Annotated in this window: 9 protein-coding genes; 1 reads left to right on the top strand and 8 read right to left on the bottom strand. The window is 37.3% G+C overall.

Features of this window, described 5'->3' with window-relative positions:
• Both B2X72_RS12840 and B2X72_RS12835 read right to left on the bottom strand, forming a co-directional pair.
• Nucleotides 1-1,532: sensor histidine kinase (locus B2X72_RS12840; protein WP_286849778.1), on the bottom strand; the 1,532-nt coding region annotated here is incomplete at its 3' end.
• Between the two features lie 12 nt (nt 1,533-1,544).
• On the bottom strand, nt 1,545-3,425 hold the full coding sequence (locus tag B2X72_RS12835) for an alpha/beta hydrolase family protein (protein ID WP_088160663.1): 1,881 nt from the start codon (nt 3,423-3,425) through the stop codon (nt 1,545-1,547).
• Between the two features lie 177 nt (nt 3,426-3,602).
• On the opposite strand from B2X72_RS12835, the gene B2X72_RS12830 reads away from it, so the two are divergent.
• Nucleotides 3,603-3,893, top strand: coding sequence for a DUF4286 family protein (locus tag B2X72_RS12830; RefSeq protein WP_070567317.1), 291 nt, complete (start codon nt 3,603-3,605; stop codon nt 3,891-3,893).
• A 20-nt stretch (nt 3,894-3,913) separates the two neighbouring features.
• Here the strand turns inward: B2X72_RS12830 and B2X72_RS12825 are convergent, their stop codons facing one another.
• The 6 genes from B2X72_RS12825 to B2X72_RS12800 form a co-directional block, all read right to left on the bottom strand.
• A complete protein-coding gene (locus B2X72_RS12825; protein WP_232475712.1) occupies nt 3,914-4,264 on the bottom strand; it encodes a DUF983 domain-containing protein in 351 nt (116 codons plus the stop codon).
• Between the two features lie 109 nt (nt 4,265-4,373).
• Nucleotides 4,374-4,637, bottom strand: a complete 264-nt coding sequence (locus tag B2X72_RS12820; RefSeq protein WP_070567322.1) for a hypothetical protein — start codon at nt 4,635-4,637, stop codon at nt 4,374-4,376.
• 27 nt (nt 4,638-4,664) lie between these two features.
• Nucleotides 4,665-5,366: an RluA family pseudouridine synthase gene (locus B2X72_RS12815; protein WP_070567324.1), complete on the bottom strand. Its 702-nt coding sequence runs from the start codon at nt 5,364-5,366 to the stop codon at nt 4,665-4,667.
• Nucleotides 5,367-5,507: 141 nt separating this feature from the next.
• A complete protein-coding gene (locus B2X72_RS12810; RefSeq protein ID WP_070567326.1) occupies nt 5,508-6,512 on the bottom strand; it encodes an MlaD family protein in 1,005 nt (334 codons plus the stop codon).
• 5 nt (nt 6,513-6,517) lie between these two features.
• Nucleotides 6,518-7,291 carry an ABC transporter ATP-binding protein gene (locus B2X72_RS12805; RefSeq protein ID WP_075991660.1) on the bottom strand — a complete coding sequence of 258 codons (774 nt, stop codon included), beginning with the start codon at nt 7,289-7,291 and terminating at the stop codon, nt 6,518-6,520.
• 6 nt (nt 7,292-7,297) lie between these two features.
• Nucleotides 7,298-8,056 carry an MlaE family ABC transporter permease gene (locus tag B2X72_RS12800; RefSeq protein ID WP_075991659.1) on the bottom strand — a complete coding sequence of 253 codons (759 nt, stop codon included), beginning with the start codon at nt 8,054-8,056 and terminating at the stop codon, nt 7,298-7,300.
• Nucleotides 8,057-8,085 lie beyond the last annotated feature (29 nt).

Raw genomic sequence — 8,085 nt, 5'->3', positions numbered from 1 at the left:
TTATATTGACTTTTTATTCTATAAAACTTTTTGAAGATGTTGTTAAACTCTGCCTTCTCAATACCTATTCCTTCATCCTTAAAAGTGATAACAAAATTCTTCTTGTTTTGTTGTATCGCAATATCTAAGATTTTATGCCCCGCTTTCGAATATTTATAGGCATTATCGATCATATTTTGAAACACACTACTTAACAGTACCGGATCTGCAAGCATTGATGTTCTTACATCAATTTTTGTGCTAATCTTGAAATCCGCATATTTTATTCTTGACGAAGCTACTAGATTTTCGGTAAATTCCTCCAAATCAACTTCTTCTTTATTTAATTTTATGGTTTTATTTTCGATCTGACTAAAAGACAACAGCTTATTCATCAAGTTATTTAATCGGTCTGCCTCCTGATCTAATATATTTCCATACATTTTCCGCTCTTCATCAGAGAGTACCTGCGCACTCTTAATATTATTTCCAGCAATTTTAATAACACTCACAGGCGTCTTAAACTCGTGGGTAAGATTATTGATGAAATCGTACTGCAATTTAAAAAGTCTTCCGTTAATTTCTAAATTTCTATAAATTAAATATAATATTGCAATCAAAATAATATAAATCAGGGATACCCCTCCCAATACCGGCCAAAAACTGCGATTTATCTCTTTTGACAGAAAACTTTTACTCGACCTAAAAAGAAGTTTGTAGTCTGCTAACGCTCCAGGTAACGGCATCTCCGTTGAAATCTCGTCATTTTCCGGCGTGATCGGAGCACCAACCAGTGGCACTATTTCTACTTTCTCATAAAGATTTGAATAACTATTTTTTACTTCCAGATACATTGGATCAATCTGAAAATTGAACATATCCTGTTCATATCCGACAGTATGATCCAAATTACCTTCCATAATGGACTTATAGACTATTAAGTCGTTGACCCTTGGAATATTCAGATAGGTAATCTGTCCAGGTCTTATGGTATAAAAAACCTTCAGAATATCCTTATCAGAAAGCTTGGCATTCGGTTGCAATTTATCGATATAAGTTGCCAGCTTCACACCAATATTATTAATCTCTTCGGAATGCAAGCCCATCTGTCCACGATCCCGAATCGTATTTTTATTCAGGCCAGACCTGGAAACGGTAAAAAAAGTAATGGTTTTCGGTTGAATTCTAAGGTTATTAACAATAAAACCATAGTTCAAGTTATGATCATTATTAAATTGTAAATCAAAAAAACCAATTTCTCTAACGAATGGGTAGGAACTTAATATACTATATGCATATTTTCCCGCCTGGACTGAATCCAAAAAACCTTGATAAAAAGATACTTCAGGAATTCTATTCTGAAAAAAATCATTGAAAGGGACTAAGGTTTGATCAAATATCTCCGATTTCCGATTGGTAAATTCGTTCTTAATATGCGATTCTGTATAATTACGCGAAAGAAAAAGGGCAAATATATACAGACCACTAATCACGATGAAAAACATCAACAATAATCCGTAATTTTTTCGATAGCTATATTTCTCTGCTTTCATAATCTCCCGCCCTTAGTCTACAAGATATTTCGCCAAAAATCGCTCCAACTCATTATAGTAACCAAAGACATTCTCGTCCCGTTTAAAAGTTCTATCCTCGTCCTCTTTTAGGATGTATTGTACGGGAATATTATTATTCTTTAATTTCTGTACAAATTGATTTGCATCTGTTACCGAACTAAACCGATCCTTTCCTCCCTGTACCAATAGCACCGGTATCTTTACTTTATCCGAATGAAATACAGGTGAAATATTTTTAAATAGCTCAGCCTCCCGAATCGGATTCCCAACTACTTGATACATTTTCTGCACATACGATTTAAAATATGGCGGTATATCTCTAAAGTAAGTGAACAGATTGGTATAGCCGGAATAAGACACGGCACATTTATAAAGATCAGAATTAAAACAAGCAGCGTGTAGCGCCGAATAGCCTCCGAAACCTTTCCCTACAATAGCGACACGTTCCCGATCAGCAATTCCTTCTTTAATCAACCATTTTACTCCATCAGTAATATCATCCTGAATCTTCCCGCCCCATTCCTTAAATCCCGCAGTCCAAAACTTCTTACCAAAACCGGTCGATCCCCTATAGTTCATCTGAAAAACCAAATAACCCCTGTTCGCCAAAAACTGCGCTTCGTTATCGAATCCCCAAACCTCCCGTCCGTTAGGTCCATCATGGGGCAATACAACCATAGGCAGATTTTTGCGATTGGAATGAATGGGATAAGTTAAATAACCCGAAATCTGAATGCCATCTCTCGCCGTATAAGTGATATACTCATTTGGAGAAAGTTCTTTGTCTTTTAGATCGGAATTATTATCTGTTAGCTTCGTTAATTTTTGAGTCGAAAAATCATAGAAATAAATCCCGCCCGGGTTTACGTCCGTATAGGTTTTGATAATGACCTTGTTCCCCGAAATATCAGTATTCAATACCTGAAACTCAAAGCCATCAATCTGCTTCGACAATTGATCATATTTCTTTTTGGTAGCCTCATCAAAAAAATGTCTGTTCTGTCTTGATGTGCTATAATTGACAAATAACAGCTTATTCTGTTCAGTGAAATACCCCCCAGGGCTCACGTCAACATCTTTATGACTATATAGCTCGCCCAGCTCTTTTTGGTTTAATAAATCATAACTTACCAAGGCCAGTTTATCCCTGTCTATATTGGATAAAGCATAAATGATGGCATTTGAACTATCCTTATAACCCAGTGGAGTAAAACTACTTTCAACATCACATCGTATAATCTCTTTAAATGGTTCTTTTTCTGAACTTCTATAGAGCACAGATTGCTGTACAGAATCGTTGGCCACAGCCAATCGTACCTGCCCATCATTAGATACAACCCAGGAGCTCATATTTCCGGGATTCTGTAAAACCAATTCCCGAGGCCTCCCGTCTAAATAGATACGATAAAGGTCAAAAAAAGAAGAGTCTCTATCGTTGATTCCCGCTATAAAACTATCACCTCCGGTCGCCATAGCATGAATCCATCGAAACCGACCTCGTACCGGTTTAATCAATGGCCAAATCTTTTCTGTGTTGATGTCCACAGCATATAAACGTAAACTGTCCTGCGAAGATTGTTCCGTCAAAAAGGAAATTTTTGAATCATTGTTCCAAGCGAAGGATTTTACATTAATATCATTTTGATAAGTAAGCTGTTTGGAACTATCCTTATTGATCAAATCTATTAAATAGATATTTTTGCAATGATTATCTAAGCCAATGTAAGCGATAAATCGACCATTTGGAGAAATCTTAAAATTTGATTTTTCAGGTGTAGAAAAAAATTGATTTATTGGAATAAGATCAACACTATGTCGTTGACACCCCAACATGATCATGGCAGAAAAAAACAAACCTATCCAAAATTTCATCCTCATAATCCCAAATACATCCTTATCATTTATTCCAAATATTGCAATTAAATACGGAATTGCATGAAATGCAACCTTATTTTTACAAGATATAGTAATTAAATGTAATATTCAAACTTATCTCGGTTCTGTCCTTTAGAATCTTTTTTATCGCAGAAAAATAGCGTATTTTTGCATATGTTTTTATACAATGTCTCCGTTATAGCAGAAGAAACAATCCATCAAGAGGTCGTTTCATGGATTCAGGATAATATCGTGCAATCCCAAAAATTTCAAGTGCATTTTCTGGAAATGCTACAGTCTCCACACGAAGGTATGACCTACTGCATTCAAGTTATACTCCCTACAGAAGACCATATAGCAGATTTTCAGCAAGTGCATCTAATTCCATTACAACAACTCATTTCGGAAGTATATAAAGACAAGGTGTTCCTTTTCGACAGTACCATGAAGTATCTAAAAAAATAAAAGAGCTCTGTGGAGCTCTTTTATTTTTTTATTTCATTAATATCGTTACCATCTTCTTCAAAGTTCTTATTATTCTTTTCACCTATCTCTGCCGCCAATTCATAGCGCGGATCATAACTGATTTTTGGCGTTAAAAAATGAAGTAAAATCAAACGGGCATATCTAAAATTAAAAGGTGCGAAGACCAAAATGGTTACAGCTAGACCAATCAGATAAGACCAAGGAGACTCGCTTCCTGTCAAAATTGCGATAGCAACAGATACAGTAACAATCTCAGCGACAGACAAAGCATAACTCACATACATGGCAGCATAGAAATACCCCGGCTCAACCTCGTACTTGACACCACAATAAGGGCAAGTATCATTCATATGCTGCTTATGTAAACTGTATACCTTTCCTACAAATACATTACCAATATGACACTTCGGACATTTGGAATGTATCATTGCATGGAATTTGGATGTGGGCATTAAGAATCTATTTTATTTCGTTTAAAAATTTCTTTGTTACGGGGTTCTTCTTGCGGTATTTTTTATACCATAAATAACCAAGGCCCGCCGCGGCTAGATAAGGTATTACCAATAGAAACAAAATACCGTCATTCAGACCTCTTCCTTGCATATTTCCTTCCTTCGTAGAATTCTCAGCGTTCAATGTACACATCGCACACTGTCCGTACGAAACAGACACAGCCGAGCAGCTTAAGGTAAATATTAGGAGTAAATATTTAAACCATTTCATAGCACAAAGGTACTGAAATTTTAACGATTAGCGTGCCAAAGATTCAAATTTATCCCAAAAGCCATCTTTCGGCAAAGAAGCGATCAATTCCATCTTATCCTTTTTTATTGGATGCGTAAAGGTCAATGAACGAGAATGTAAACAAATACTGCCCAAAGAACTGCCTCTTGGATATCCATACTTATTATCACCAACAATAGGACATCCCATCGCTGCAAGTTGCGCACGAATCTGATGTGTACGACCTGTTAAAGGCTCTACGCGCAGCAAATAGAATCCATTCAACTCACCCACCAATGTATAATCCAACTCGGCATAACTTCCGCCTTTCACCTCGCGTGGAAAGGCCTTTGTTACCCTTGTTTGTCTATTCCGAACCAACCAATTGATAAGTTTCCCCTCAGTTTTTCGCGGACGCTGTCTAACGATTGCCAAATAGGTCTTTTTCACATGTCTATCCTGAAAAAATTTATTCATTCGCTCTAGCGCCTTGCTTGTTTTGGCGAACAAAATCATACCACTAACAGGTCTATCTAATCGATGAATAACACCAACAAATGCTTCATTTGGCTTATCATATTTCTTTTTCAAATATACTTTCACCATATCTTCTAAAGATAGGTCTCCTGTTTCATCCACCTGCACAATATCCCCGGCTTTCTTATTTATAGCGATGAGATGATTGTCTTCGTAAATGACGTCTTTATCGGTTATTTCGCTGTGATTCATTTCTTTCAAATATAAAAGGGTTATCCAAATACTATACAGTGCTAAGACCTGTTGAGTTGGATCCCATAATGACGCTATTATTTATTAAAAAAGGCCCTACGCAAGCGTACAGCCTTTCCTTATGTTCTTTTTTAACACAACTTACTTTGCAGTGTCCGCTTTAAGCAACTCAGCTTTTTTCGCATCCTCCTTCATCTTCTTTTTAAAGAAACCACGCAACAAGAAATTATGCTGCAATGCCTCCATATTCTCGTCCAGTTTGGATGTGCTCGAATTTAAATTATTGATTGCCGATTTAATTTGATTTGCCGATGCCGGGTCATTCAATAACACACCCACCGCATTATCTTTATCATTCAATCGACTTGAAGCATTATTCAAATTGTTTATCAATGCATTTGCTGTCTGAGAAACTCCTTGCAACTGCGCTGCAGACTGACGCAGGTTAGAGAATATAGCGGTATCAGTCGTTAAATCATGAATCAAGCCCTTATTGCTATTTAAAGAGTTTGTCAAGGTAACCAAATTAGCAGATGCTTTATTCGCATTATTCATTGCAGCACTGATTGACAATAATGTAGCACGCAATGTATTAACCATAGAAGTATCGGTCAACATCGCTCCAACCATTCCTTTTCCGTCCGCCAATCCACGTGATATTTCTACAAAGTCAGTCGTAATCTTTGCTAAGTTTTCATTATTTACCTGCAATGTTTCCATCATTGCTTCCATGTCCGCAGTCTTCGCCGAACGCAAGAAATCACCTGTCTCCACTGTTGGCGCATTTTGCGACCCTCCAGAAATCACTACGATCTTGTTACCAATCAAACCGTCCGAGCCCAATTTTGTTACAGCATCTTTACGAATATATTCAGCAGATTTCTCCTCGATTGTCAATACCACCTCAACATCCTGCACGCTTTTAAAATGTATATTCTTAATGATCCCTACCTTAACCCCAGAAAACCACACATTACTCCCCACTTTCAATCCAGCGACATCGGGAAATGAAGTCGTAATTTCGATATTTCTAGTAAATTTCTTTTGCTGGCTACCCAAAATAAAAATACCCGCTAAAAGAATCAATACGCCTAAAAAAACAAAAATACCGACAATGATTGCTCTTTTATTTTCTGCCTTACTCATGTATATTATAGAATAAAATTATAATTATAAAACGCTCTTACACGTGCGTCATCTGTATCAAAAATCTCTTCAAAAGACCCCTGTCTTTCAAACTTGCCATCCAACAACATTACAATACGGTCTCCCACCTCTTTCGCACAAGCTAAATCATGCGTAATAATAATTGATGCTGTTTTATACCTCTCCTGAACCTCATTAATCAATCCATTAATCTCCAAACAAGTGATCGGATCTAGTCCTGCTGTTGGTTCATCGTACATCATGATTTCAGGTCTAAGAATCAGTGTGCGCGCAATACCAATTCGTTTACGTTGTCCACCCGACAACTCCGATGGCATCTGATTGATAGCTTGCGAAAGCCCTACTCCATCCAAAACCTCTTCTACAGCGTAGTTGATCTCCGAACGTGTTAAGTTCCGTTTATTTCGAACCAATGGAAATTCCAAATTTTCGCGCACAGTCATACTATCATAAAGCGCACTATTCTGAAAAGAAAACCCTATTTTTAAGCGTAATTCACGCAGTTCGCGATCATTTAATTCAAGAACTGACTCTCCCAAAACATTGATCGTCCCCTCATCCGGTCTTAATAAACCAGAAATCAATTTGATCAACACTGATTTCCCCGTTCCAGAACGTCCAAGCACAACGAGATTTTCTTCTTTATATAAATCCAGGTTGACACCACGTAGGACGTGATTATCACCGAAAGACTTGCTAACATCCCTAATTTCAATGACCGGCTTCGAATGGTCGATGGTTGATTTAATCTTTTCCATAGCTCGCTATCCAAAGAACGATAAAACTTGAACAATAATTATTTCCTCAATAAATACAAGGAACATCGAAGCTACAACGGCAGCATTGGCTGCCTTACCCACACCTTCAGTCCCCTTTGAAGAAAAATAACCGCAATAACAACTTACAGCTCCAATAGTAAAACCAAATATAACCGCACGCAAAACCATAGCACCTAAATCCTTAAATGCTATCGTCTCAAATACTTGCGTAAAAAAACTCAAAAAGCTTAAGTCGTCTTTACTCATCATACTTAGGTAACCGCCTAAAAGACCTATACCCGCTACATAAAAACATAGTACAGGAATCCCAATAGTTGTAGCTAATATTCTACTTACAATAAGATACTTATATGGATTAGTTCCCGAAACTTCCATGGCATCGATTTGCTCCGTGACATTCATCGAACTTAGTTCCGCACCGATTTGCGAGCCCACTTTACCCGAAGCTATTAAAGCTGTCACCAGCGGTGCAAGAGCACGAACAATAGCAATCGAAATAAGCGAAGGCAACATCGAAGTCGCCCCGAATTCTTCCAAAGAAGGACGCGATTGTTTTGTAAAGACAAATCCAACAATAAACCCCGTTAAACTGATCAAAGGCAAAGATTTGTAGCCTATTTCATAGCACTGGCGGACAATTTCTTTAAATTCATATGGTGGAGTTACCAATTCGCGCCAAAACCGTAGCAAAAAACGGTGAATGTTTGCGAATTCTAGAAAAAAAGTCTGAAGTTTTTTAGCCATTTAAATGATGTCTATTTCAAATTAATGTG

The sequence above is a fragment of the Sphingobacterium sp. UBA7253 genome, from assembly GCF_002472745.1.
Classification (GTDB): domain Bacteria; phylum Bacteroidota; class Bacteroidia; order Sphingobacteriales; family Sphingobacteriaceae; genus Sphingobacterium; species Sphingobacterium siyangense.
The sequence above is the reverse complement of the archived record's forward strand: the minus strand, read 5'-3'. Positions and strand labels throughout refer to the sequence as shown.

What these genes read in the sequence shown, in the direction of transcription:
- B2X72_RS12835 (WP_088160663.1), bottom strand. Translation starts at nt 3,425, where the DNA reads ATGAAATTTTGGATAGGTTTGTTTTTTTCTGCCATGATCATGTTGGGG.
- B2X72_RS12830 (WP_070567317.1), top strand. Translation starts at nt 3,603, where the DNA reads ATGTTTTTATACAATGTCTCCGTTATAGCAGAAGAAACAATCCATCAA.
- B2X72_RS12825 (WP_232475712.1), bottom strand. Translation starts at nt 4,264, where the DNA reads ATGAATGATACTTGCCCTTATTGTGGTGTCAAGTACGAGGTTGAGCCG.
- B2X72_RS12820 (WP_070567322.1), bottom strand. Translation starts at nt 4,637, where the DNA reads ATGAAATGGTTTAAATATTTACTCCTAATATTTACCTTAAGCTGCTCG.
- B2X72_RS12815 (WP_070567324.1), bottom strand. Translation starts at nt 5,366, where the DNA reads ATGAATCACAGCGAAATAACCGATAAAGACGTCATTTACGAAGACAAT.
- B2X72_RS12810 (WP_070567326.1), bottom strand. Translation starts at nt 6,512, where the DNA reads ATGAGTAAGGCAGAAAATAAAAGAGCAATCATTGTCGGTATTTTTGTT.
- B2X72_RS12805 (WP_075991660.1), bottom strand. Translation starts at nt 7,291, where the DNA reads ATGGAAAAGATTAAATCAACCATCGACCATTCGAAGCCGGTCATTGAA.
- B2X72_RS12800 (WP_075991659.1), bottom strand. Translation starts at nt 8,056, where the DNA reads ATGGCTAAAAAACTTCAGACTTTTTTTCTAGAATTCGCAAACATTCAC.